Annotated in this window: 1 protein-coding gene; it reads right to left on the bottom strand. The window is 67.1% G+C overall.

What is annotated here, in order from left to right:
- Positions 1–1986 (bottom strand): condensation domain-containing protein (locus tag H7I57_RS16625; RefSeq protein WP_264024733.1); only part of this gene is annotated, 1986 nt, incomplete at both ends.

Genomic DNA, 1986 nt, shown 5'->3' on the forward strand with positions numbered 1-1986 from the left:
CAGCAGGATCGGCAGCGACCAGCCGTCCAGCACGATGTGATGGTTGGTCAGCACGACCCGGAACCGTTCGGGAGCGGTGCGGATCAACGCCACCCTGATCGCCGCCGCGGCCGAGAGGTCGCAGACCGCGGCGCGCTCCGCCGCGCACAGTCGCTGGACCTCCTCCTCGTCTTCCAATTCCGCATAGCGCCACGCCGCCGCCGGCTGCGCGGGGATGATCTGCACGGGCTGGTCATAGTGATCGCTGAACCGTGCTGCCAGGTTCGGGTGCCGATCGACGACGGTGTGCACGGCCTCGCGGAGCCGGTCCGGGTCCAGCGACCCTGTGATGGTGATGTCCAACTGCATCGCATACAGGTCGCTCAGGTCTTTGGTCCCCCGCGCGGTGTTGGCGTGGAAGAGCAGTCCTTGTTGGAGTGGGGTCAGCGGGAGGATGTCGGCGACGCGGTTGTGTCGTTGCAGATCGTCGAGTTGGGGTTGGGTGAGCCGGGCCGGGATGATGTCGGACGGGGTCAGCCCGCCCCCGCCGTGGGCGACGTGGGTGCAGATGCCGGCAAGGGCGTCGAACCACAATTGGCTGAGACGGCTGATCTGGGTCTCATCCATGATCGACGTGGCCCAGGTCCAGGTGGCGTTGAGCTGTGGGCCGGTACCGGAGTCGATGGTGGTGGCATTGAGTTCGACGGTGTGGCCCAGGGGCATCGGGACCGCTGTGGCGGACCCGATGAGCGAGAGGCCCTCGCGGCTGGGGCGCCACAAGTCCTCCGATATGTCGTAGGCGGCGGATGCCATCCGGCCGAGGTAGTTGAATCCGATCGTCGGTTCCGGCGCGGACAGGTCGACGTCGGGGTTGAGGTAGCGCAGCAACCCGTAGGTCAGATTGTCGGGCAGTGACCGGAGTTGCTCTTTTGCACGCTTGATGACGGGTCCGAGTGCGGCATCGCCGGACTGGACTTGTGCCCAGTGCAGTCCGCCGACGGTCAATGCGACCGGGTATTTGGTGGTGAACCAGCCGACGGTGCGGGACAGGTCGACGCCGGGGAAGAGGTCTTCGTTGCGGCCGTGTCCCTCGACGTCGATGCCGACCGGGGTGTCCTTGCTGCGAAGCAACTCCGTGACCGCCAAGGCGAAGGCGATCAGCAGGATGTCGCTGATCCCGGCATGGAACGCAGCAGGCACGTCACTGAGCAGGCGACGGGTTGTCTCGGTGTCGAGAGATGCGGTGAGATTGCCGGCCGTCGAGAACGTATCCAGATGGGGCCGTGGCGCGGGCAGCGCGAACGGCGTTGACGCCACCGTCCTCCAGGTGTCGGCCTGACCGACCGAGTTCGCATATTCGGCCAGCAGCGAGGCCCACCGCTGAAACGAGGTCCCCGTGATGGACAGGGCGGCGTCGAGTCCGTTGTGGTGTTGTGCCCATGCGATGTTGAGGTCTTCAAGAAGAATCCGCCACGACACCGCGTCCACGGCGAGGTGGTGCACCATCAGCGCCAGCCGCCCGGACCGGGCCACCCACACCGCGCTCAGCATCACCCCTGCCGCGGGGCTCAGCCGGGACCGCGCCGACAGGAGCGCCTCCTCAGACAGTTCGTCGACGACGAGCACGCAGCGTTGCGCGTCGACCGCGCCTGGCTCCGGAACATGCAGCCGGACACCGTCGGCGCGCGCCCGCAACATCCCATGCCGGTTCAGCAGCGCTTGGAGGACGACGACGACGTCGGCGTGGGTGACTCCAGGTGGGGCTTGCACGACGGCGGTCTGGTTGAACTCGTCGGTGGGACCGTCGACGGTCTGGAGCCACCGCATGATCGGTGTCGCCACCACCTCTCCGGTGCCCTCGTCGACCGTGCCGCTGATCGTCTCGGCAACGTCGACGACCTGGGCGAGGCGGGCGACGGTTTGTTCGATGAAGATGTCTTTGGGTCGGCAGGTCAGGCCCGCGGCTCGGGCCTGGGCGACCACTTGCATCGACAGGATGCTGTCGCC

It is taken from the genome of Mycolicibacterium pyrenivorans (genome assembly GCF_025821625.1).
Taxonomy (GTDB): Bacteria; Actinomycetota; Actinomycetes; order Mycobacteriales; family Mycobacteriaceae; genus Mycobacterium; species Mycobacterium pyrenivorans.